Below are 21,931 nucleotides of genomic sequence, written 5' to 3' on the forward strand. Positions count from 1 at the left end.
GGGGAAGAGGCCCTGATACGGTCCCGTTCAACTGCGGGCCGTGCGCCAGTTGGGATAGGTCACATAGGCCGTCCTGGCGCCGTCGGCCCCGGCGGTGATGGTCACCTCCACCCCCTTGGGCATGTGCACGATTGCGCCGGGCGCGGCCGAAACGGTTTTCCCCTCTGACGTTACTTCAAGTCCGCCCTCCAGCACGATCATGACGTCATCAACCCGCATGGTTTCGGTCAGTCTCGATCCCGCCCCCCAACGCCCGTAGCCGATGCTGATCGGCGCGCCGTCGGCGTCATTAACGACATCGCCGGTTTCAATCTCGTCTTTCTGGCCGGGCGAGCGCTCCATTGCGGCGTCGGCGAATATGAATCCCTGCATCTTCATGGTGCGGCTTCCGTCTGTTCGTCTGCAACGCAAATTCCCGACGGCCGGGACCGTTCCTCGAGATGATCCCCGATCCCGCCAGGGTCGCCCTGCGCCTTGTTGGTGAGGAAGACGCGACGAGCGCGGCGGCTGGACGCGACGGATGCCGATGCGCCCGGAATCCGAGCCGCTTCCGACCAGGGCGGCGCTTATTAGTATTTGAAGGTCGCCATGGCGCTGGCGAGAAAGATGGTCTGCGATGATCCGGTCTCGCGGATGAAGGGACCGGCCCCGAGGGCGCCGGCCGAAACCGCCAGCGCCAACTCCTGTGTCGCGCGCCATGTCGCTGACAGCTCGATCTGGGTGCCGATATAGCGAGCGTTGCTGCCGCGGCCGCTGCGGACCAGCGCTCCTGGAATGGAATAGACTCCGTCGCGAGTGCTCTCGCGCCAGTAGGCCGCCCCCATCAAGGTGACGTCCAGGTCGTCACGGGGACGAAGGGTGACCGAAGGCTGGAGGTGAATGAGGTTGCGAGGACCGATCGGCGACTGGGCGACGAAGTACCGCCCACGGGGGAACAGGGCGTTGAAGGTGTTCAGCTCGGGGTCGTCGGGGTCGTCGTCGCCGGAGATGTAGTCGATCATCATAACGACTTCGGGACTGAGCGGAGCTGTCGCAAATCGGCGACGGATTTCGCCGCCCACGCCCCAGGCCGCTGTGCGGCATCGTTGAACTCGCCGCGCTGGATGACGCCCTCGACGTTCCATCGCCATCCGCCTTCGACCCCGAACCAGCGCATGCCGAAGGAGTGAACGGTCTGGCGACCCGAGCCCTGGTCATAGACCGCGTTACGATCCCGGAATCCCAACCAATAGAGATCAACGCCGGTCCGGCGGTCTTGGGCAAGCCACTGGGTTCCATAGAGCCCCCACAACGCCTTCTGGTCCGAGGACCGGTCATCGAAGTCGCCAACACGGTTTTCGACGGGCCGCAGACCCAGGGCGGTGATCCGACGCGTTCCCCGGGTCAGGGAGACATCGGCGCCATCGAACGCCAACGGCACATTCACGCCGTAGCGCGTATCCACCAGACGCCCGCCGCCCAAGGATCGCAGCCGCCGCCCAGCGGCTAGATCCAATGTGGTCCCCGACGCAATCTCCATCTCCAGGCCGACGAAGCCCTGCAGGAAATCGACGCCCGTCGTATCCACAGGCGTCTCGACGCGATCGGCTCCGGAAATGTCTGAGATGATCGGCTGGGCGAACACGCGCAGCTGACCCATATGCAGGTCCGCGTAGGGCATCACACGGTTCCAGAGATAGTCGTTGCGTGGCTGCTGCCCCCATTGCCCGTGCTGGTAGGATTCATATCGGGTCCGCGCCTCAAGGCCGGTGGTCAGATACAGGTCTCCGGCGTCGTTGAGCGGAAGGTATTTGAACGGTTCGGTCCAGCGCCCCGTGCGCCTCCGCGGGTCCGCAAGAACCGACCAATCCTCACTGTATCGCTCGATGGTGATGCCGGGGCCGCCCACGCTCGCCGGCGCCTGAGCCCAGGCAGCCGGCGCCGAAACGGCGATGGCCGCGATCCCCGTCAGACATCCTCTCCAGCAGAGCCGACGCGCGAAGGGCTTCTCGGCCCCGCGACGGAGCGACCCGCTGCGCCGCCCGGCCATGGCGAGGAAGGAAGAGGGATTGGTCGGGTCGAAGGGGTGGCGGGACGCCATGCCGAATCTCTCTTGTTGGAGGTGGAGCAGACGCCGACAGCGCCGACCCTTGCGACATTGGCAGTTCCGATTTCGATGCGGTATGGCCCCATGGGGCTACGCAGTGTCGCCCAAGGAGGAACAATCATGCACATCGACGAACTGCGCACCTTCGTGGAGGTGGCGGACACCCTCGGCGTTTCGCCCGCTGCGCGGCGGCTGGGCGTCGCCAAGTCCGTCGTCAGCCGCCGCCTTTTCAGGCTGGAAGCGGATCTGGGCGTGCAACTCCTGTCGAGAACCACGCGCGGCGCCGTCCTCACCGAGGCGGGCGCGGCCTTTCGGGACCATGCGGCCCGGATTTGCGCTGAGGTCGACACGGCGCGGGAGACGATCGCGCCACAGGGGGAGCTTCAGGGCCGTCTGCGTGTCGCCGCGCCCCTCACCTTCGGCCCGACCCACTATGCGCCTGCCCTCGCTGAAATGGCGCGACGGCACCCCAAGCTCACCTTGCAGACCTGCTACTCGGATCGTTTCGTCGACCTAGTGGCCGAAGGTTTCGATTGCGCCATTCGGGTCGGCTATCTGCAGGATTCCACCCTGATCGCCCGCAGGTTCGGGTCCGTGTACGGCAAGCTCGTCGCCAGCCCCGATTACATCCGCCTCCATGGCGCGCCACAGGCGCCGGACGACATCATGGACCACGAGGCTCTGATGCAGGGGTCCGAGACCTGGCAGTTCATCGATGGCGACCGAACCGTCTCGATCCGTCCCCGCGGCCGGTTCAAGGCTGACAACGGAACCGCGCTCGTCTCGGCGGCCCTGGCTGGGCTCGGGCTGGCCTGGTTGCCGGACGATTTCACCGCCCCACGTGGAGGCCGGCAGACTTGTGGAGGTGATGCCGCAGTTTCCGGTGCCGCCGGGCGGGGCTTACGTCCTCAGGCCGCCCGGCCAGCATCCGTCCCGCAAGATTCGCGTCTTGACCGAGTTGCTCATCGAGATGTGCGTTTAGCTCTGAAGGGTCGCACGGCCGGAGCCAACTCCAGTCGGGCTGTTTGAGCCCCAGATAGCCGACGCCCCGCGTTGCCGGAATGGCGACACCGAGGCGCTCGCCGCGCGACTACTCATCCCCGATCGGAACAGGGATAGTCGAGCTTCTCGCAGCAGCCCGGAGCCCGACGTGCCCAATATTCTCGCGCTCACCAGCAGCGTTGCGGGCGACGCCTCGGTCTCGAGCCTCCTGGTCGACTACGCCGTTCGACAGTTGGTGGAGTTTCACAGCGGCGGGGCGGTCACGCGACGCGACCTCGGCCAGGACCCGATCCCTCATCTGACGCCCGAGACCGTCGCGGGCGTGCGCGCCGTGGCCAATACCGCGCCGGAGCTGACGGCGCGTCGGCTCTCCGACAAGTTGATCGGCGAGGTCTTCGCCGCCGATGTCATCGTGATCGGCGCGCCGATGTACAACTTCAGCATACCCACCGGTTTGAGAGCGTGGTTCGACCACGTCATACGGCCGAGGATCACGTTCGCTTACGGCGAGGCGGGCGTCCAGGGCCTCGTCACGGGCAAGAGGGCGATCGTGATCCAGTCCCGCGGCGGCCTCTATACCGAAGGCCCCTTGGCGAGCCTGGATTTTCAGGAACCCTATCTTCGCCTCCTGCTCGGCTTCATCGGGATCAGCGATGTCGCGTTCGTCCAGGCTGAGCGGATCAGCCTTGGACCGGACGCCCGAGAAGCGGCGATCAACCAGGCGAAATCCACAATCGCGGTCGTCGCCGCTCAGCCCTTGTCCGACGACGTCTAGACCCCGCCTCGGCGAGCCCCCGGCTGGCCAGCCCGAGCCCTGCCCTTGGGAGCGAGCGAGCCACCGATGCCCCACCCACGTCCCGCCGTCGCTGCGCGTTGAAAAGGAGGTCTTCCATGCCTGACTTCGCGCCGCCCGCTGTGAATCACGGCTCCGTTTTCGCCGACATGCGCGCCCACCACGTCGCCATCCGCACGCCCGATCTGCAGCAAGCTCTCGACTTCTACGTCGGCGTTCTGGATTTCCGCATCGTTGCGACCTGGCCTCACGGCGACAGCCTGCTCGCCTATATCGCCCCGCCCGCTGACGACCATTTCTACGTCGAGATTCTGGGAGGCGGCGCGCCAGTACCGGTCGAGACTCGCCCCTACGCAGATTTGAGCGATAGCCTGCAGTATCGCGGCTATCATCACCTCTGTTTCGCCGTCGCCAGCGTGGACGCGACCATCGAGCGACTGCGCGCACGCGCGGTGACGATCGTGACAGATCCCTTCGTCGTCCCCGCGATCAACCGCAAGCTCGCGTTCTTCTGCGACCCCTTCGGCAATCTCATCGAACTCGCAGAGGTCCTGAGTTGATCACAGACCATGTCGCCTATGATCGACCGGCAGCGGAGGCCGCGCTGACAATGCCGTCCCACCCCGCCATCGCGACATCGACGACGCTGTCGAGTTCGGAACGGTCGGCGCCGTTGCGGGCCCGGATCGACATGCCCGCCTGGACGGTCTCCACAAAGCGCGCCAGTCGCGCGGTGTCGAGATCCTGCGGCAAATCTCCTTCCGCCACGCCTCGATCGATGCGGGCCTTCAATCGGCTGAACGTCGTCTCCACGTCTTTGGCGAAGGCCTGAAGCGCGGGCAGGCCCTCGCACCCCATGGAGGCGATCGTGGCCATACAGCCGCGCGGGATGTCGAAGACCGCGCCTGAGAAGGCGGCGGCTGAATCGTGAAGAAAGGCGGCGGTCGCCTCGCGTGCTGTCGTCGCCTGGCGGGCGCGATCCCAGGCCAGACCCTCATATTTCCGCACGTAGTGATGCAGCGCCTGGGTGAAGAGGTCGTCGTCCTTCGATCCAAAGGCCGCGTAGAGGCTCTTGGCGCCTATGCCCATGGCTTGGGTGAGGTCCGCGATGGAGGTCGCTTCATAACCCTTGGACCAGAACAGGGTGGTCGCCGTGTCGAGCGCGGCGTCACGATCAAACGCCCGCGGTCGGCCGCGGCCGCGCCGCGCCGGAAGCGCCTCGGAAAGGGGTGAATCTAAATTCTGCATTGAATGATGTATAATTCCGTTGACGCCCATTTTCAACGTCCCTACCTAATTATGCACCAGTCACTGCATAAATGGATGAGACGATGATTGATCTGAGTGGGAAACGCGCCCTCGTCACCGGCGGCTCTCGCGGCATCGGGGCGGCGATCGCTCTGGCCCTGGCCGAGAACGGTGCCGATGTCGCCTTCACCTACGCCAACTCCCCCGATCGCGCAGAGGGCGTTAGAGGCGCGATCGCAGTCAAGGGGCGCAGGGCTTTCGCCATCAAGGCCGACAGCGCCGACCCCAAGGCGATTGAACGGTCCGTCGCGGAGGCCGTCACAGCACTTGGCGGGATGGACATCCTCGTCAACAGCGCCGCAGTGGGCTTCAATGGCCTGATCGCCGATCTCGATGTGGACGCCTACCAGGCGATGATGGACATCAACGTCCGGGCCCCGGTGCTGTTCTCCAAGGCCGCCATCCCGCATCTGACCTCGGGCGGACGCATCATCTTTATCGGCTCCAGCCTGGGGGATCGCGTCCCGTTCCCGGGCGTGACCGCCTACGCCATGTCGAAGTCGGCGCTTCTGTCTTTGACGCGTGGTCTTGCCCGCGAACTGGGGCCACAGGGCGTCACGGTCAATCTGGTCGCCCCCGGCTCGACGGATACCGAGGCCAACCCGGCGGACGGCGAGAGCGCTGAGTTCCAGCGTGGTTTGACGGCGCTGGGACGTTTCGCCGAGCCGGCCGAGATCGCCAACGCCGTGGCCTTCCTGGCCAGTGCGGCCGCCGGCGTCATCACCGGCTCCGTCCTGACCGCAGACGGCGGCGCCACAGCGTGATCCCTAAGACGCCTCCGGTTCTTGCAGCCGGAGGCGTCATGGCGGCCAGCGCCCCATGAGATCATTGGCCCGGACGCACCGCATTAAAGCTGAGGGATCCGCCGATCATCACCGAGCACGATCCCCATGGTCCGTCGCATCAATCGCGGGCTGAAGCCCAGGCCGCGCCAGGCTTTCGGCTGGCTCCGACATCCCTGACGACATCCAGCAGAGCGCGCAACGCAGGGGGATAGACCGATGCCCAGGGAAGTAGAGCGCCAGCCTCTCTTCGCCCGGCATCCAGTCCGAAAGGACCTGGCGTAAACGTCCCCGCGTCAGCGCACCGGACGCCGCAAACTCTGGAACGTAGGCGATGCCCAAACCAGCGACGGCGGCGTCCACCATCAGCGCCTCGTCATCAAGGACCAGACGGCCGCTGATAGCGAGCGCTAGCGGAGTTCCGTTGCGCTCGAACTCCCAGCGATAGGGTTTGCCGCTCGGCAATCGGTGGCCGATGCAGCGATGGCGATTCAGAGCTTCCGGCGTGTCCGGCGTGCCGGCGCGCTCGAGATAAGCCGGAGCCGCGACGCACACGTATCGAAGCCCGGCAGGCATGGGCGCCGCGATCATGTCCTTGGGGATCATGTCATGCGGCCGTACGCCGACATCGAAACCCTGTTCTACAATATCGACGAGACGATCCTTCGCGACGATATCCACGGTCACCTCGGGAAACCGTTCGGCCATCTTCGACAGGATGTCGCGGACAAACATCGCCACGGCCAGACGCGGTGCATTCAGACGGACCACGCCCTGCACCTGCCCGCGGAATGGAGCGACGCTCTCCAACGCGTCGTCAAGCAGGTCGAATGCTGGGCCCAGGCCTTCGAGCAGACGGATTCCCGCCTCAGTGGGTGAGACGCTCCGCGTTGTCCGATTCAGCAAGCGCACACCGAGACGTGTCTCGAGCGTCCGCAAGGCGTGGCTGAGCGTCGAGGGAGCCACGCCCAGCTCATCCGCCGCCCGCCGAAAGCTGCGAAGGCGGGCCACCGTCGCAAAGGTCATCAGATCGTTTAGCGACGGGCGGGCCATTCGTGGGATTATTTCATCAACTCGTGCGGAATTGAACGTCTAACCGATCAAATCGACGTCTCCTACCTTCGATCAGCCCCGACAAGCTCGGCGCAAAACCTCAACAACCGAGACGTAACTCCAATGTCTGACCGCGAAGCGATCTTCCCACCCAATCGTCACGCCCTTTACGATCTTCATCGCTATTCCGCCGCCATTCGGTCCGGTGACCTCGTCTTTGTGTCCGGACAGGTCGGCAGTCGCGAAGACGGCTCGCCCGAGCCTTCGTTTGAGGATCAGGTCAGAAGGGCGTTCGCAAATCTCGAAGGAGTCTTGACCGCCGCCGGCTGCGGGTTCGACGACATCGTCGATGTGACCACCTTCCACACGAACCCAGACGCCCAACTGGAGACGGTGATGGCTGTCCGAGCAGAGCTTCTCGGCGGACCGCCTTACCCCAACTGGACCGCCATCGGAGCCACTTGGCTGGCAGGGTTCGATTTCGAGATAAAGGTGATTGCCCGCGTGCCAGGGGATTTCCCCAAGGCTGACCCCGGCATTTCACATCCCTGTTGATAGCCCTGCGGATCGGATATCGGCTCTAAGGGGCCGATATCTCCGTCTTCAGGACCTCAGTGACCGTCGGAAAACATCCGGGTCGCGCGCTTTCGGCATTCGAAAAGTGCGCTCGTATCGGATGCGTCAGAAGACAGCCGAGCCGGAACAAAGTGTGCGCTAACGGCGCGCATTGCGCCAATCAACCTACCCGATCCAACAGGGCGATGATCTCCTCGATCTTGCGACGCTGCTCCGCTGGGTCACCCGAGACGATGGCGTCCTCGACGCAGTGGCTGAGGTGCCCCTTCAGCATCTCGTTTTCGAACCGGCCCAAGGCGGCCTTAATGGCCCGGACCTGGGTCAGGATGTCGATGCAATAGCGGCCGTCCTCCACCATACGCGAGACGCCGCGCACCTGGCCCTCGATGCGGTTCAAACGCTTGGTCAGCGCGGGCTTGTCGTGGTGATGCATGGTCGGATCATAGCGTGGATCACCCATTTGCAAAATACCCTATGGGGGTATAATTGCGGTCCATAGTTAAGGTCGAGGATCGCCCATGTCGCATGACCATAGCCCGCACGATCACCGTCATTCCCAGGGCCCCGACGCCCAATCCTCGACCAACGCCACAGCGAAGGATCCCGTCTGCGGCATGACGGTCGATCCGGCGAAGACGACCCACCATACGACGCACGACGGGCACGAGTTCCACTTCTGCTCGGCCGGTTGCCGAGCGAAGTTCGTCGCTGATCCGGCGAAATACCTGACGCCCGCCGCGCCCGAACCCGTCAAGCCCGGCGTCATCTACACCTGCCCCATGCACCCCGAGGTGCGCCAGATCGGCCCGGGAGCCTGTCCAAAGCGGCATGGCGCTGGAGCCGGAAGACGCCACGGCCGGCGCCGGCCCCAATCCCGAGATCGCCGACTTCACCCACCGGTTCGTCGTCGGCGCCGTCCTGATGGTCCCCCTGTTCGTGATGGAGATGGGCTCGCACCTGCTCGGTCTGCACATTCCCCTACCCCACGGCTGGAGCGGATGGGTCCAGTTCGCCCTGGCGACGCCGGTGGTGTTGTGGGCGGGCTGGCCGTTCATCGCGCGCGGCTGGACCTCGGTCAGGACTTGGAACCTGAACATGTTCACCCTGATCGCGCTCGGGACCCTGGTCGCCTGGGGTTTCAGCACGGCCTCGGTCGTCGCGCCCGACCTGATCCCCGACGCCTTCAAGGACATGCACGGCCAGCCGCCCCTCTATTTCGAGGCCGCCGCCGTCATCGTCACCCTGGTGCTCTTGGGCCAACTGCTGGAGTTGCGCGCCCGCGAACGTACCTCCGGCGCCATCCGAGCCCTGCTGGACCTGGCGCCAAAACAGGCCCTGCGCATCCGGTTGGACGGAACGGACGAGGAGATCGCCGTCGAACACATTGCCGTGGGCGACCGCCTGCGCGTGCGGCCGGGCGAGAAAGTCCCGGTCGATGGCCGCCTGATCGAAGGCCGGGCATCGCTGGACGAGTCGCTCGTCACCGGTGAATCCCTGCCGGTGACGAAGCAGGTCGGCGACGATCTGATCGCGGGCTCGTTGAACGCCACCGGCGGCTTCGTGATGGAGGCCGAGAAGGTCGGAGCCGACACCCTGCTGAACCAGATCGCCGCCCTGGTGGCTAAGGCCCAGCGCAGCCGCGCGCCGATCCAGCGGCTGGCCGACCGCGTCTCCGCCTGGTTCGTGCCCGCCGTGGTGCTGGCGGCGGTCGCGGCCTTCATCGTCTGGTCTGTGATCGGGCCGGAGCCGCGTCTGGCCTATGCGCTGGTCGCGGCGGTCAGCGTGCTGATCATCGCCTGCCCCTGCGCCCTGGGTCTGGCCACGCCCATCTCGATCATGGTCGGGGTGGGGCGCGGCGCCCAGGCGGGCATACTGATCCGCGACGCGGAAGCATTGGAAACCTTCGCCTCTGTCGACACAGTGGTGGTCGACAAGACCGGCACCCTGACCGAGGGCCGCCCCGCCCTGACCGCCGTCCAGCCCGCGCCCGGTTTCGACGAGGCCGAATTGCTGCGCCTCGCCGCCGCGGTCGAGCGGGCCAGCGAGCACCCCATCGCCCGCGCCATCACCGAGGGCGCTTCCGCGCGCGGGATCACGCCCGCCGCCGCCGAGGACTTCGACAGCCCCGTCGGGCGCGGGGCCTTGGGCCTGGTCGAGGGCCGCCGCGTGCTGATCGGTTCAGTCGGCTTCCTGAAGGACGAAGACGTCGACGCCTCCGGCCTGTCCGCCCCGGCCGACGCCCTGCGCGCCGATGGAGCGACCGTGGTCATCGTGGCCGTGGACGGCGCGCCCGCGGGCCTGCTGGCTGTGGCCGACCCGGTCAAGGCGGCGACCACGGCCGAGGCGGTCGCGGCCCTGCACGCCGAGGGCGTTCGCATCCTGATGCTGACCGGTGACAACGAAACCACGGCCCGTGCCATCGCTGCCCGCCTGAACATTGATGAGGTCCGCGCCGACGTCAGCCCCGCCGACAAGGCCGCCGTGGTCGAAGCCCTGAAGGCTGAAGGCCGTCGCGTCGCCATGGCCGGCGACGGGGTCAATGACGCGCCCGCCCTGGCCGCCGCAGACGTCGGGGTGGCGATGGGCGCGGGCTCGGACGCGGCGATCGAGAGCGCGGGCGTCACCCTGCTCAGCGGCGACCTGAACGGCATCGTCCGGGCGCGACGCCTGTCGCGCGCCACGGTGTGCAACATCCGCCAGAACCTCGGCTTCGCCTTCGGCTACAATGCGCTCGGCGTGCCTCTGGCGGCGGGCGTCCTCTATCCGGCCTTCGGCCTGCTGCTCAGTCCGATGATCGCCGCCCTGGCCATGTCGCTGTCGTCTGTCAGCGTCATCTCCAACGCCCTACGGCTTAAGGGCGTCCGGCTGTAGAAGGCAGAGCGCCGAAAGTCCTGCTTGCCGATCGGCCCGCCATCGGACGACCAGTCAACGCGGAGTGACGTCTGGCGCCTGTAGCATTCTGCGCGGCGGGTTCGACGAGGCCTAAAACGCGACGATCACCCGAAGCTCAGTCCCGTCACCACAGGTCGCAAGGAAGGCGTCTGGCTGCACGCGTCAAACGGTCAGGCTCGTAAAAGTCTGTGGCTACCGGAAACCTACGGGTAGCGCTTGTCTGCACATCGCGCTCGACTCAGCTTCTCGCGATCCTCGCGCAGCGGCTCAGGAGGCGTCACATGACCGAGCCTCGGCTCTTCACTGAAAAGGAGGCCGCAGAGTACCTGGGCCTGCCAGCGGCCAGCGTCCGCAAACTATCGTTCGGGCACGTGCGGCTCGGAACACGACATCGATACGACCGCAAGGTTCTGGACGCCCATCTTGACCGGCTGGCCGGACTGGATTCTTCTGCGGAACTGAACGTGAACAAGGCCGATGCCGAACTCGCCCGCTTCATTGCCGATCACCCGGATGCTGCCCGGGGTCCATAGGATCAAGCGCGCCAAGGCGAACCGGGTTTTTGAATACTGGTACGCGTGGCGCGGCGGTCCGCAAATCCTGGCGGCGCAAGCTTCCAGCCTGCGCTCCCTCGCGCGAGAGGTCGCCCGAAAGGCGCCGGCGGCGATGGAGGCCTATCGCGCGCAGATCAAGACCGAGAAAAGCGCGACCGACGAGCCGACACTCTACGGCTTGATCACGCGCTACCTCGACCTGATGAACCAGGACAAATCACTGGCTCTTCGAACCAAGACGGATCGCCGCAAACATCTTGACCTCGTACGGACGGAATTGGGTGATCTAACGCTGGCCGCCCTCACCTCACCTAAGGCGCGATCCTTCTTGCTCACCTGGCGCGACAAGCGAGCGAACACGCCCAAGACCGCCGACGACGAGCTTCTGGGCGCGCTGTCACTGGTTCTGAACTGGGCCGTGAACCGGGGTGAGTTGGCTACGAATCCCGTCGCGAACTTCCCGCGCATCTACAAGGTCAACCGGGCCGACATAATCTGGGAGCCGCAGCATCTGGAGACCATCCTGGCCTACGCTGACCCGCCAATCGCGGCGGCGATCCGACTGGCTGCGGTCACGGGTCTGCGCAAGAACGACCTCATCGCCCTGCCTTGGGCGGCGGTGAAGGAGAACGCCATCATCTGGCAAACCGGCAAAAGCCGGGGCCGAAAGAGCGTGGTCCTTCCGATCACGGACGCTGTCCGGGAGGTACTGGGCTCCCTTGAGCGCGGCAGTTGCCCGACCGTGCTGTCCACCTCCGACGGTGAACCGTGGACACCGCCAGGCCGCGGTCTGGACAGCGGCGTACAACGCGCCCGCAATGATGCTGAGGAAGCGGCGCAGACGCGTTCAGGATCGGAAGCGACCGCCGGTCTGGATGGACTGCGCTTCCATGACCTGAGAGGCACCGCGGCGACGAACTACATCCTCGCCGGCCTGCCGCTCGACGACGTGGCCACGATCCTGGGGTGGGAGTTGCAGCGTGTGAAGGAGATCGCCCGGCGCTACGTCACAGGGGAAGCTATCGGATTGGGTATGATCGCCCGGCTTCAGGAAGGGCAGAACAGAAGGCCAACTGTAAAACCCAGTGTAAAACCCACCTCCCTCAGGAGAGGTCAAAAGGGCTCAAATGCAGTGAGGGCGGTGGCTGGGGAACTAGGACTCGAACCTAGAATGACGGTACCAAAAACCGTAGTGTTACCATTACACCATTCCCCAGCGGATCGGCGTATCCGCAGGGCCGTGGCCCGGCGGAGGCGGTCAGATACGCCAAGCCGTTTTCGGATGCAACACCCTCTCAGAGGACAATTTTCGCGGCCGCGAAAGATGGGTGAAATGGGTGCTTGCGGGCTCTGGCGGCCGTCGCTATAAGCCGCGTCCTCACTTCGGGGCGTCGCCGAACGGCCCGTCCCCACGGTCGGAGTGTGGCTCAGCCTGGTAGAGCACTGCGTTCGGGACGCAGGGGTCGGAGGTTCGAATCCTCTCACTCCGACCATTCTCTCTTCTTCCTCAGAGACTTGGGCTCAAGCGTCGTTCGCCGCCTGAGCCACGGCGTTCAGATGCGCGCCGACCCGCTCGATGTAGCGCTGGCCCAGGGCCTGGCGGTGCGCCAGCAGGTCCGGCGAGCCGGCGTCATAGTCGGCCATCAGCCGCCGCACGAAATCCCCGCCCTGGACCTCGGCCAGGACCTGATCCATCGCCGCGCGCGAGGCGGCGTTGATGATCTCGCGCACCCGTCAGATAGGCGCCGTACTCGGCGGTGTTGGAGATGCGGGCGAAGGCTCCGGCGATGCCGCGCTGATACATCAGGTCGGTGACCAGCTTGGTCTCGTAGAAACATTCGAACCAGGCGACCTCGGGCGGATAGCCGGCGTCGACCAGCTTCATGAAGGCCGCGTCGATCAGTTCGGCCACGCCGCCGCACAGCACCACCTGCTCGCCGAACAGGTCGCTCTCGCACTCGTCCTTCATGGTGGTCTCAAGGATGCCCTTGCGCCCGCAGCCCAGGGCGGCGGCGTAGGACAGGCCCAACGCATGGGCGCCGCCGGTGGCGTCCTGTTGGACCCCGAACAGGCAGAAGACCCCCTCGCCGGCTTCATAGAGGTCGCGGATGCGCGGGCCGATCCCCTTGGGAGAGGCCAGGATCACGTCCAGATCGGGGCGGGGCCGCACCAGGCCGAAGCGGACCGACAGGCCGTGGGCGAAGACCAGGGCCGCGCCGGGGCGGATGTTCGGCTCCAGTTCGTCGCGCCACAGGTCGCGGTGCGCCTCGTCCGAAACCATCACGGCCACGACGTCGGCGCCGGCGGTCGCCTCGCCCGCCGTCATGACGCGAAAGCCGTCGGCCAGCGCCAGCTCGCGGGTCTTGGAGTCCGTCTTCAACCCGACGACGATGTCGGGCACGCCCGAATCGCGCAGGTTCAGCGCATGGGTGCGCCCCTGGCTGCCGTAGCCGATCATGGCGACGCGGCGACCGCGCAGGATCGACAGGTCGCAGTCGCGGTCATGGAAGACGGGCAAGGGATTGGCTAGGGTCTGGGTCATGACCGTCCTCATAACGCCATCCGCCGTCGTCGCCTTCTGGAAAGAGGCCGGGCCCGAAAAGTGGTTCGTCAAGGACGCCGCCTTCGACACCCTGTTCCGCGACAGCGGCCGGGCCCTGCACTGGGCCGCCGCACGACGTGAACTGGACGACTGGATGGAGACGCCCGAGGGAGCGCTGGCCCTGATCCTGCTGCTGGACCAGTATCCACGAAACAGCTTTCGCGGCACGGCGCACCAGTTCGCGACCGATCCCCTGGCCCTGTGGTTCGCCCGGATGGCGGTCGAGCGTGGCCATCATCTGGCGGTCGCGCCGGAGATGAAGAACTTCATCCTGCTGCCGTTCGAGCATTCCGAGCGGATCGAGGACCAGGACCGCTACATGGCGCTGGCCGCCGGCGATGCGGAGATGGAGAAATGGGGCCGCATCCACCGCGACATCATCGTGCGCTTCGGCCGCTTTCCGCACCGCAACGCCGCGCTGGGTCGCGCAAGCACGCCCGAGGAACAGGCCTTCCTGGACGAAGGCGGCTTCGGCGGCTGATTCGATCCACAAGAGAGGATCACGCGAGCGATTGGCGTTCGAGTGATTCGGGGGTCAATCTGTCGGCATGAACGCCCAGGTCGCCATCGCTGCACTTCAGGCCCGCACCGGCGCCGCGCCGGCGGATCACCCGGAATGGCAGTATCTGAACCTGCTGCGCGACATTCTGGACAACGGGGTGCGGCGCGACGACCGGACGGGCACCGGGACGCTGGGCGTGTTCGGCCGCCAGATGCGCTTCGACCTGTCGAAGGGCTTTCCCGTCCTGACCACCAAGAAGCTGCACCTGCGCTCGATCATCGTCGAACTGCTGTGGTTCCTGCGGGGCGAGACCAACATCGGCTGGCTGAAGGAAAACGGGGTCAGCATCTGGGACGAATGGGCCGACGCCGAGGGCGAGCTGGGCCCGGTATATGGCAAGCAATGGCGGTCGTGGGCGGCGCCGGACGGCCGCGTCATCGACCAGATCCAGAAGCTGGTTCACGGACTGAAGACCAACCCCAACGGCCGTCGCCACATCGTCAGCGCCTGGAATCCCGCCGACGTCGACGACATGGCGCTGCCGCCCTGCCACTGCCTGTTCCAGTTCTTCGTCGCGGACGGCAAGCTGAGCTGCCAGCTGTATCAGCGCAGCGCCGACGTCTTCCTGGGCGTGCCGTTCAACATCGCCTCCTATGCGCTGCTGACGATGATGATGGCCCAGGTGGTCGGGCTGGAGCCGGGCGAGTTCGTCCACACCTTCGGCGACGCGCACCTGTATCTGAACCATCTGGAGCAGGCGGAACTTCAGCTGACGCGCGAACCCCTGGCGCTGCCGACCATGACGATCGCGCCGAAGGACGATCTGTTCGCCTATCAGCTGTCGGACTTCACCCTCGGCGACTACGCCCCCTGGCCGCACATCAAGGCGCCTGTGTCGGTGTGAGCCGCCGCGCGACCGTCCTGGAGCCCGTAATGATCGTTCGCGCCGTCCTGGCGAGCCTTGCGCTTCTGTCGGCGCCGGTCACGCCCGCCCTCGCCTTTTCGCCGTCCGGCGCCGAGGCCGCGGCCGTCGCGTCGACCCGCCAGACCCTGACGACGCCGGATGGCCGCGTCGTGCCCCTGTCGACCTGGACCGCCCCCGACGAAAGGGGCGTCGTTGTCTTCAGCCACGGCTTCGGCGGCGCGCCGGAGGCCTATCAGCGACTGCTGTCGGCATGGGCCGCGCACGGCTTCACCGTCATCGCCCCGCTGCACGTCGATTCCCAGCAGCATCCGGATCGGAGCGCCAACGGCCAGGTCGCCCTGACGACGCGATTGGAGGACCTGGCCCTGACGCGCGCGGTCGCCGAACGCGAGCACCTCGGCAAGCCGCTGGTCGTCGCCGGCCATTCCTTCGGTTCGCTGATGTCCCTGATCGCAGGCGGCGCGACCACCATACTGGGCCCGCAAGGCGATCCCGCCGTGAAGGGCGTAATCGCCCTGTCCTCGCCCGGCCCCATCCCGGTCGTGGTGACGCCCGAGACCTATCGCACCCTGGCCGCGCCCCTGCTGGTCGTGACCGGCGATCAGGACATCGTGCCGGGCTACGCCGACGACTGGCGTGATCACCGCCTGCCGTTCGACACCGCGCCTGAGGGGGACAAGACCCTGATCGTGATCGCGGGAGGCGGTCACCAGACGCCGGCGACCGCCGAAGGCGAACAGTTCGATCTTCTGGTTCGGGCGACCGAGGATTTTCTGGACGCCTACGCCCTGGGCGACGCCGAGGCCAAGGGCCGGCTGGACGCGCTGTCCGCGCCCGGCGTCACCGTCGAGCATCGCTGAGGCCGTCATGGATCTGAAGGCGTTGCAGGCCGATGTCCTGCGCATCTCCGACATCTATGCGGCCGAACACGCCATCGACCGCGACCGGGACTGGGCGCTTCTGAAGCTGCAGGAGGAGCTGGGCGAGTTGACGGCCGAGCATCTGCGCCTGTCGCAACGGGCGCGCGGCAAACCCGACGCCCTGGCCCTGGGCGACGAGGCGGCCGACGTGCTGGGGATGCTGCTGATCTACTGCGCCCGCGCCGGGGTCGACCTGGACGAGGCGATGCGGCGCAAATGGCTGCGTTGGCTGGAGCCGAGGAAAGGCGACGCGGCATGAGCATTCCGATCCTGTCCCTGGTGGTCGCGCGCGGGCGCAACGGGGTCATCGGCCGTGACGGCGATCTGCCCTGGCGGCTGCGGTCGGACCTGCAGCGGTTCAAGGCCATCACCATCGGCAAGCCCTGCCTGATGGGGCGCAAGACCTGGGAGAGCCTGCCGCTGCGCCCCCTGCCCGGCCGGCTGAATCTGGTCCTGACCCGCGACCAGTCGTACGAGGCCGAAGGGCTGTCCAAGGGTGCGCTGGTCTGCGGCACGCTGGATGAGGCTATCGAGATCGCGCGCGAGACGGCCGAGGAAGACGGCGTCGGCGAAATCTGCGTCATCGGCGGCACGGCCCTGTTCGAGGCCGCTCTGCCCCGCGCCCGCCGGCTGTACATCACCGAGGTCGACGCCGCGCCCGAGGGCGACGCGTTCTTCCCGGCGTTCGACGCCGAGGCCTGGACCGAGGTATCGTCGGAGACGCACCCGGCCGGCGAGAAGGACGACCACGCCTTCACCTTCCGCGTGCTGGAACGGCGATAAGGAGGCCGCCATGTATGTGACCACGACCAACGACCTGCCGGGCTTTCGCGTCACCCGCAACATCGGCCTGGTGCGCGGCGTGACGGTGCGCTCGCGCAACGCCATCTCCGACGCCATCGGCGGGGTCCAGTCGATGCTGGGCGGACGGGTCGGCGCCTATGTCAAGCTGGCCGAGGCCGGGCGGCAAGAGGCGTATGACGAACTGGTCAAGCACGCCCAGGCCCACGGCGCGAACGCCATCCTGGCCGTCCGCTACGACGCCACCGAGATCATGCCCGGCGTGACCGAGGTGCTGGCCTATGGAACCGCCGTGGTGGTCGAGCCGGCCTAGAGACCCAGTTCCGCCGCCACCCGCGCCGCCACCGCAGCGAAGCGGCCGGCGATCTCTCCCGACGGGTCGGCCAGGACGACGGGCCGTCCCGCATCGCCCGCCTGACGCACGGCGGCGTCCAGCGGCAGGTCGCCCAGGAAGGGCACGCCCAGGCGCGCGGCCTCGGCCTCGGCCCCGCCCTGGCCGAAGACCGGGCCGCTCATGTTCTCGATCAGGCCCAGGGTCGGCACGCCGACCTTCTGGAACAGGGTATGGGCGCGGCGGGCGTCGGCCAGGGCCACCTCCTGCGGCGTGGAGACAACGACCGCGCCGTCCAGCGGCGTCTTCTGGATCAAGGTCAGTTGCACGTCGCCGGTCCCCGGCGGCAGGTCGACCACCAGCACGTCCAGCGGCGCCTCGGCGGTTCCCCAGCGCGTCTGGGTCAGCATCTGGGTGATGGCCTGCGACGCCATGGGCCCGCGCCAGATCATGGCGTCGTCCATCCGGGTCAGCAAGCCGACCGACATGGCCTTCAACCCGTGCGCCTGATGCGGAACGATGGCGCCGTCCTCATAGGCGGGCTGGCCGGCGATCCCCAGCATGGTCGGCAGCGAGGGTCCATAGACGTCGGCGTCCAGGACGCCGGCCGACAGTCCGCGCGTCGCCAGGGCGGCGGCCAGGTTGACGGCGACGGTGGACTTGCCCACCCCGCCCTTGCCGCTGGCCACGGCCAGGACGCGGCGGACGTGCGCCGGGCGATCGGTCGGGACCGGCGCCTTGGGTCGCCCCTGGTCGACGGCGGCCCTGGAAAGGCCGGCGGTGCGCGGCGCGGCGGCCGGCCTGGCCTCGGCCGTCAGGATCACCGATGCGCGCGCCAGGCCGGGAAGCGCCTTCAGGGCCGCCTCTGCGGCGTCGCGAACGGGAGCGTAGAGCGCCGCCCTGGCGCCGTCGACCTCCAGGGCGAAACCGGCGCGGTCCTCGCCGACCACCAGGCCCTGCACCAGGCCGGCGGCGACCAGCCCCCGGCCCGACGCCGGGTCGATGACGGCGTCCAGGGCGGCGATGACGGCGGAACGTTCGACCAAGGCGGCCTCCGGGGGCTTGCGGACGGGAAGGCGCGCGTTCTATCGCCGACGGACGCCGCCCGCGAGCCTGGATTTGTCGCAACAGCCTTCAATCACCCTCATCGCCGGCCCGACCGCCTCGGGCAAGTCCGCCCTGGCGCTGAAGCTGGCGCGCGAGACGGGAGCGGTCATCCTCAACGCTGACAGCCAGCAGCTCTACGCCGATCTGCGGGTCCTGACCGCCCGGCCCAGCCAGGAGGACGAGGCCCAGGCCGAGCATCGACTGTACGGCGTCGCGGACGCGGCGGACGCCTGGTCGGCGGGCCGCTGGAGCCGCGCGGCGATGGCCGAGATCGAGCGCCTGGGCGCGGATGGCCGCCCCCTCGTCCTGGTCGGCGGTACGGGGCTCTATTTCACGAGCCTGACCCGAGGCCTGGCCGATATTCCCGATGTGCCATTGGAGGTGCGCGAGGCGGTCGAGCGAGACTATGAGACGCAGGGGGAAACCGCCTTCCGCGCCCGTCTGGCCGAGGCCGACCCCGATGCGGCGGCCGCGATCGAGCGCGGCGACCGGCAGAGGCTGATCCGCGCCATGAGCGTGCTGACCGCCAGCGGCCGCCCGCTCAGCGCCTGGCGCGCGCAGACCCGCCCGCTGCTGGCCCCGGAGGCCTGGCGGGGGATGGTGATGGAGCCCGACCGCGTCGCTCTCTATGACGCCTGCGACCGGCGCGTGGACCGGATGATGACGGACGGCGCCTTGGCGGAGGTGGAGACGCTGCTGGCGCGTGGGTTGGACCCGTCGCTGCCCGCCATGAAGGCTGTCGGCGTGCGGGAACTGGCGGACTTTCTGGAGGGCCGATGCTCGCGCGAGCAGGCGACGGACGCCCTGAAACAGGCCACGCGCAACTATGCCAAGCGCCAGCTGACCTGGTTTCGCAACCAGACGCCGCAATGGCGTCGCGCGTCCGGGGTCGCATGACGGCTTGGAGATCGAGCGCCGACCGCCTATATTGAGCCTGTCCGGCCTCGGCCGGACTATGGCGATAAAGGCGCCTGTAATAAGCGGACCGGACCCGGGTGCGATTCCCGGCGGCTCCACCATCTTCTTCCCCGCGTTATCGGCGGAGGCAGCCTGGGGCCGACTAGCATCGACGGACGTGTAAAGAGGATTGCTTTCGCTCGTCCTGGCCCACCGTATCGGGCCTTTATCTAACTGCGAACGATAACTTCGCTGGAGAAGTCGCTCTCGCCGCGTAATGCGGTTCGAGTGATTTCAGATCTTAAGTCCTAGGGGTTCAGATCCCTGGGCGGGGCCCGGAGGGCGCCTGGCAACAGAAGCCCTCCACTCCACCTCGAAAGCCCTTCGCGCGCCTGGCGACAGAATCCCGGCGCTTTACCTTCATGCCATCTTTCGCCCGCGCACGGTCGCCGCTATCAGTCGCGCACTGAAGCGAGGTGACGATGACCGACCAGGCCCCTCCGGTCGACGAGATGAATTACGAGCGGCTGGCCCACGAGGCGCTGCGCGGCGTCGTGCGTGCGGCGCTGGAGCGGGTCGTCGCCGACGGCCTGCCGGGCGCGCATCATTTCTACATCACCTTCAAGACCCGGGCCCCAGGCGTTTCGGTGTCGCCCGACATCCTGGCCAAATATCCCGATGAAATGACGGTCGTGCTCCAGCACCAGTATGACGATCTGCGGGTCGAGGCGGACCGCTTCTCAGTCAAGCTGCGCTTCGGCGGCGTGCCCAAGACCCTGGCCATGCCCTATTCGGCGGTGACGCGCTTCTACGATCCCAGCGTCCAGTTCCTGCTGCAGTTCGAGGCGCCGGAAATCAACGAAGCCGTCGAGGAGCCCACCCCGCCCGAGCCGACCCCGCCGTCCGATGACGGCCCCAAGGTCGTCTCGCTGGACCAGTTCCGCAAGAAATAGGCGCGTTATCGCGGATAGGCGCGGATCGTGATCCGCTCGCGCTCGCCTTCATGGCGTTCGACCAGCAGGCGGGCGACCTGGGCGTCGTCATGGAACAGATAGCCCTTGATGGCGTCCAGCAGCGCCTTGGCCAGGTTGTCCAGGTCCATCCAGGGCGGGTCGCCGACGTGCTCCATGCGGATCTCGACGACATGATCGCCCCAGGCCGGGCGCGCGCCGCGCCATTCCTTGCGCATGAACTCATAGACCAGGGGCTTGTAGTATTTGGCTTGGGTGGTCAGGCCGTCGATGACGATCTCGACGGCCTGGCCGTCCTCGCGCGCCCGCACCTTGCCGGTACCGATCCAGCCCGCCGTCATGCCTTCGCCTTGCCCTGCATGGCGTCCGTGCTACACGCCTGCGCAACGCAAAGCCACGCCGGAAGACGAGTCCCATGAGCAACGTCCGCACCGAAACCGACACCTTCGGCCCGATCGAGGTCGCCGCCGACCGTTACTGGGGCGCCCAGGCGCAGCGCTCGCTGGGCAACTTTAAGATCGGCTGGGAAAAGCAGCCCCTGCCGGTCGTGCGGGCGCTGGGCGTCGTCAAGCGCGCGGCGGCCGAGACCAATCGCGACCTGGGCAAGCTGGACCCCAAGCTGGCCGACGCCATCATCCAGGCCGCCAACGAAGTCATCGAGGGCAAGCTGAACGACCACTTCCCGCTGGTCGTCTGGCAGACGGGTTCGGGCACCCAGTCGAACATGAACGCCAATGAGGTGATCTCGAACCGCGCCATCGAAATCCTGGGCGGCGAGATGGGCTCCAAAAAGCCTGTCCATCCCAACGACCACGTCAACATGAGCCAGTCGTCCAACGACACCTATCCGACGGCCATGCACGTGGCCTGCGCCGAAGAGGTGGTGCACCGCCTGCTCCCGGCGCTGCAGAAGCTGGGCAATGCGTTGAACGACAAGGCCGAGGCCTGGAAGGGCATCATCAAGATCGGCCGCACCCACACCCAGGACGCCACGCCCCTTACGCTGGGCCAGGAGTTCGGCGGTTACGCGGCGCAGGTTCGCAACGGAATCGAGCGGATCGAGCAGACCCTGCCCAAGCTGATGGAACTGGCCCAGGGCGGCACCGCGGTCGGCACCGGCCTGAACGCGCCGATCGGCTTTGCGGAAGGGGTGGCGGATCGCGTCGCCCAGATCACAGGTCTGCCGTTCAAGACCGCGCCGAACAAGTTCGAGGCCCTGGCCGCCCACGACGCCATGGTCTTCAGCCACGGCGCGATCAACACGGTCGCCGCGTCGCTGTTCAAGATCGCCAACGACATCCGCTTCCTGGGCTCGGGCCCGCGCTCGGGGCTGGGCGAACTGGCCCTGCCGGAAAACGAGCCGGGTTCGTCCATCATGCCGGGCAAGGTCAATCCGACCCAGTGCGAGGCCCTGACCCAGGTGTGCGCCCAGGTGTTCGGCAACCACGCCACCCTGACCTTCGCCGACTCGCAAGGTCATTTCGAACTGAACGTCTTCAATCCGGTGATGGCCTACAACTTCCTGCAGTCGGTGCGCCTGGTGGCGGACGCGGCCGTCAGCTTCACCGACAATTGCGTCGTCGGCATCGAGCCGCGCGAGGACAACATCAAGCGGGGCCTGGAGAACAGCCTGATGCTGGTCACGGCGCTGAACGCCAAGCTGGGCTACGACACCTGCGCCAAGATCGCCAAGACGGCGCACAAGAACGGCACCACCCTGCGCGAGGAAGCCGTCGGCGGCGGCTATCTGACGAACGAGGAGTTCGATGAATACGTGCGCCCCGAAAAGATGATCGCGCCGCAGTAGGCGCCGATCGAACGCGAAACGA

Annotated in this window: 21 protein-coding genes, 2 tRNA genes, 1 other RNA gene and 4 pseudogenes; 19 read left to right on the forward strand and 9 right to left on the reverse strand. The window is 66.9% G+C overall.

Annotated features, from left to right (window positions below; translation table 11 throughout):
- Positions 1-27: 27 nt before the first annotated feature.
- Positions 28-378 carry a hypothetical protein gene (locus tag MU852_RS01085; RefSeq protein ID WP_003167189.1) on the reverse strand — a complete coding sequence of 117 codons (351 nt, stop codon included), beginning with the start codon at positions 376-378 and terminating at the stop codon, positions 28-30.
- A 191-nt stretch (positions 379-569) separates the two neighbouring features.
- Positions 570-2,080: pseudogene (locus MU852_RS01095) on the reverse strand (alginate export family protein).
- Between the two features lie 126 nt (positions 2,081-2,206).
- On the opposite strand from MU852_RS01095, the gene MU852_RS01100 reads away from it, so the two are divergent.
- The 3 genes from MU852_RS01100 to MU852_RS01110 all read left to right on the forward strand — a co-directional run bounded on the left by MU852_RS01100 (position 2,207) and on the right by MU852_RS01110 (position 4,441).
- Positions 2,207-3,115, forward strand: coding sequence for a LysR family transcriptional regulator (locus MU852_RS01100; protein WP_249750667.1), 909 nt, complete (start codon positions 2,207-2,209; stop codon positions 3,113-3,115).
- A 121-nt stretch (positions 3,116-3,236) separates the two neighbouring features.
- Positions 3,237-3,863 (forward strand): FMN-dependent NADH-azoreductase, encoded by a 627-nt coding sequence (locus MU852_RS01105; protein ID WP_054765648.1) that lies wholly within the window; start codon positions 3,237-3,239, stop codon positions 3,861-3,863.
- Positions 3,864-3,979: 116 nt separating this feature from the next.
- The gene (locus MU852_RS01110; RefSeq protein ID WP_054765647.1) at positions 3,980-4,441 is read left to right on the forward strand and encodes a VOC family protein; all 462 of its coding nucleotides are present in this window, start codon (positions 3,980-3,982) and stop codon (positions 4,439-4,441) included.
- 16 nt (positions 4,442-4,457) lie between these two features.
- On the opposite strand, the gene MU852_RS01115 is transcribed toward MU852_RS01110, so the two are convergent.
- Complete coding sequence (locus tag MU852_RS01115) at positions 4,458-5,159, reverse strand: TetR/AcrR family transcriptional regulator (RefSeq protein ID WP_249750668.1); 702 nt, start codon at positions 5,157-5,159, stop codon at positions 4,458-4,460.
- Between the two features lie 53 nt (positions 5,160-5,212).
- Here MU852_RS01115 and MU852_RS01120 point away from each other — a divergent pair, with 53 nt between their 5' ends.
- Positions 5,213-5,953 carry an SDR family NAD(P)-dependent oxidoreductase gene (locus MU852_RS01120; protein ID WP_035283814.1) on the forward strand — a complete coding sequence of 247 codons (741 nt, stop codon included), beginning with the start codon at positions 5,213-5,215 and terminating at the stop codon, positions 5,951-5,953.
- 108 nt (positions 5,954-6,061) lie between these two features.
- On the opposite strand, the gene MU852_RS01125 is transcribed toward MU852_RS01120, so the two are convergent.
- Positions 6,062-6,997, reverse strand: a complete 936-nt coding sequence (locus MU852_RS01125; protein ID WP_249750669.1) for a LysR family transcriptional regulator — start codon at positions 6,995-6,997, stop codon at positions 6,062-6,064.
- 150 nt (positions 6,998-7,147) lie between these two features.
- On the opposite strand from MU852_RS01125, the gene MU852_RS01130 reads away from it, so the two are divergent.
- Complete coding sequence (locus tag MU852_RS01130; protein WP_003167198.1) at positions 7,148-7,579, forward strand: RidA family protein; 432 nt, start codon at positions 7,148-7,150, stop codon at positions 7,577-7,579.
- Between the two features lie 181 nt (positions 7,580-7,760).
- Here MU852_RS01130 and MU852_RS01135 read toward each other — a convergent pair whose 3' ends face one another.
- Complete coding sequence (locus MU852_RS01135) at positions 7,761-8,033, reverse strand: metal-sensitive transcriptional regulator (protein WP_054766929.1); 273 nt, start codon at positions 8,031-8,033, stop codon at positions 7,761-7,763.
- 85 nt (positions 8,034-8,118) lie between these two features.
- Here MU852_RS01135 and MU852_RS01140 point away from each other — a divergent pair.
- The 3 genes and pseudogenes from MU852_RS01140 to MU852_RS18060 form a co-directional block, all read left to right on the forward strand.
- A pseudogene (locus MU852_RS01140) lies at positions 8,119-10,471 on the forward strand (heavy metal translocating P-type ATPase).
- A gap of 302 nt (positions 10,472-10,773) precedes the next feature.
- The gene (locus MU852_RS01145; protein ID WP_003167202.1) at positions 10,774-11,025 is read left to right on the forward strand and encodes a helix-turn-helix domain-containing protein; all 252 of its coding nucleotides are present in this window, start codon (positions 10,774-10,776) and stop codon (positions 11,023-11,025) included.
- A gap of 223 nt (positions 11,026-11,248) precedes the next feature.
- Positions 11,249-12,007 (forward strand): annotated as a pseudogene (locus tag MU852_RS18060) (tyrosine-type recombinase/integrase); the annotation flags it as partial.
- Between the two features lie 181 nt (positions 12,008-12,188).
- Here MU852_RS18060 and MU852_RS01150 read toward each other — a convergent pair.
- Positions 12,189-12,262, reverse strand: a tRNA-Gln gene (locus MU852_RS01150).
- Positions 12,263-12,462: 200 nt separating this feature from the next.
- Between MU852_RS01150 and MU852_RS01155 the strand changes: the two genes are divergently transcribed.
- A tRNA-Pro gene (locus tag MU852_RS01155) sits at positions 12,463-12,539 on the forward strand.
- Positions 12,540-12,567: 28 nt separating this feature from the next.
- Here the strand turns inward: MU852_RS01155 and ilvC are convergent.
- Positions 12,568-13,588: pseudogene (ilvC, locus tag MU852_RS01165) on the reverse strand (ketol-acid reductoisomerase).
- On the opposite strand from ilvC, the gene MU852_RS01170 reads away from it, so the two are divergent.
- The 6 genes from MU852_RS01170 (at position 13,587) to MU852_RS01195 (ending at position 17,109) form a co-directional block, all read left to right on the forward strand.
- Positions 13,587-14,129: a DUF924 family protein gene (locus MU852_RS01170; protein WP_249750672.1), complete on the forward strand. Its 543-nt coding sequence runs from the start codon at positions 13,587-13,589 to the stop codon at positions 14,127-14,129. The pseudogene ilvC and the gene MU852_RS01170 sit on opposite strands and share 2 nt — an antisense overlap.
- A 67-nt stretch (positions 14,130-14,196) precedes the next feature.
- Positions 14,197-15,054 carry a thymidylate synthase gene (locus tag MU852_RS01175; RefSeq protein WP_249750673.1) on the forward strand — a complete coding sequence of 286 codons (858 nt, stop codon included), beginning with the start codon at positions 14,197-14,199 and terminating at the stop codon, positions 15,052-15,054.
- Positions 15,055-15,083: 29 nt separating this feature from the next.
- The gene (locus MU852_RS01180) at positions 15,084-15,935 is read left to right on the forward strand and encodes an alpha/beta hydrolase family protein (RefSeq protein WP_249750674.1); all 852 of its coding nucleotides are present in this window, start codon (positions 15,084-15,086) and stop codon (positions 15,933-15,935) included.
- Positions 15,936-15,942: 7 nt separating this feature from the next.
- Positions 15,943-16,254: a nucleoside triphosphate pyrophosphohydrolase family protein gene (locus MU852_RS01185; protein WP_249750675.1), complete on the forward strand. Its 312-nt coding sequence runs from the start codon at positions 15,943-15,945 to the stop codon at positions 16,252-16,254.
- A complete protein-coding gene (locus MU852_RS01190) occupies positions 16,251-16,778 on the forward strand; it encodes a dihydrofolate reductase (protein WP_249750676.1) in 528 nt (175 codons plus the stop codon). Before MU852_RS01185 ends, MU852_RS01190 begins: the two co-directional genes overlap by 4 nt.
- Positions 16,779-16,788: 10 nt before the next feature.
- Complete coding sequence (locus MU852_RS01195; protein WP_249750677.1) at positions 16,789-17,109, forward strand: YbjQ family protein; 321 nt, start codon at positions 16,789-16,791, stop codon at positions 17,107-17,109.
- Here MU852_RS01195 and MU852_RS01200 read toward each other — a convergent pair.
- A complete protein-coding gene (locus MU852_RS01200; protein WP_249750678.1) occupies positions 17,106-18,173 on the reverse strand; it encodes an Mrp/NBP35 family ATP-binding protein in 1,068 nt (355 codons plus the stop codon). The two genes, MU852_RS01195 and MU852_RS01200, sit on opposite strands and share 4 nt — an antisense overlap.
- Positions 18,174-18,246: 73 nt before the next feature.
- Here MU852_RS01200 and miaA point away from each other — a divergent pair, with 73 nt between their 5' ends.
- The 3 genes from miaA (at position 18,247) to MU852_RS01215 (ending at position 20,084) form a co-directional block, all read left to right on the forward strand.
- Complete coding sequence (gene miaA, locus MU852_RS01205; RefSeq protein WP_249750679.1) at positions 18,247-19,131, forward strand: tRNA (adenosine(37)-N6)-dimethylallyltransferase MiaA; 885 nt, start codon at positions 18,247-18,249, stop codon at positions 19,129-19,131.
- Positions 19,132-19,499: a transfer-messenger RNA gene (ssrA, locus tag MU852_RS01210) on the forward strand.
- Positions 19,500-19,613: 114 nt separating this feature from the next.
- Positions 19,614-20,084, forward strand: coding sequence for an SspB family protein (locus tag MU852_RS01215; RefSeq protein ID WP_249750680.1), 471 nt, complete (start codon positions 19,614-19,616; stop codon positions 20,082-20,084).
- A 5-nt stretch (positions 20,085-20,089) separates the two neighbouring features.
- Here the strand turns inward: MU852_RS01215 and MU852_RS01220 are convergent, their stop codons facing one another.
- Positions 20,090-20,443, reverse strand: coding sequence for a RusA family crossover junction endodeoxyribonuclease (locus MU852_RS01220; RefSeq protein WP_249750681.1), 354 nt, complete (start codon positions 20,441-20,443; stop codon positions 20,090-20,092).
- A 74-nt stretch (positions 20,444-20,517) separates the two neighbouring features.
- Here MU852_RS01220 and fumC point away from each other — a divergent pair, with 74 nt between their 5' ends.
- Entirely contained in the window at positions 20,518-21,909 is a 1,392-nt protein-coding gene (gene fumC, locus MU852_RS01225; RefSeq protein WP_249750682.1) for a class II fumarate hydratase, read from the forward strand.
- The last annotated feature ends 22 nt before the right edge of the window (positions 21,910-21,931 follow it).

Origin of the sequence: Brevundimonas albigilva, from assembly GCF_023503965.1 — a bacterium.
Lineage (GTDB): Bacteria > Pseudomonadota > Alphaproteobacteria > Caulobacterales > Caulobacteraceae > Brevundimonas > Brevundimonas albigilva.